Source organism: Endothiovibrio diazotrophicus, from assembly GCF_054657215.1.
The window spans coordinates 1-465 of sequence record NZ_BAAHXB010000316.1; the positions used below are offsets into that span (position 1 = coordinate 1).

Here is a 465-nt window from a genome sequence, read left to right on the forward strand (position 1 = left end):
GTCGGCGTCGTCGCCGAGGTCACCGTAGTGGGCGTCGTCGCGGACGTGACGGTCGTCGGCGTCGTCGCCGAGGTCACCGTAGTGGGCGTCGTCGCGGACGTGACGGTGGTCGGGGTAGTCGCCGAGGTCACCGTGGTGGGCGTGGTCGCGGACGTGACGGTGGTCGGGGTAGTTGCCGAGGTCACCGTGGTGGGCGTCGTCGCAGACGTCACCGTAGTGGGTGTCGTCGCGGACGTGACCGTCGTCGGGGTAGTCGCCGAGGTCACCGTGGTGGGCGTCGTCGCGGACGTGACGGTGGTCGGGGTAGTCGCCGAGGTCACCGTGGTGGGGGTGGTCGCGGACGTGACGGTGGTCGGGGTAGTTGCCGAGGTCACCGTGGTGGGCGTCGTCGCAGACGTCACCGTAGTGGGTGTCGTCGCGGACGTGACGGTGGTCGGCGTCGTCGCCGAGGTCACCGTGGTGGGC

1 protein-coding gene is annotated in these 465 nt (G+C 71.0%); it reads right to left on the reverse strand.

Annotation, left to right across the window (positions count from 1 at the left end; genetic code table 11):
• On the reverse strand, positions 1–465 hold a 465-nt coding region (locus ACYQ2W_RS26605), incomplete at both ends, for a histidine-rich protein (protein WP_459874147.1).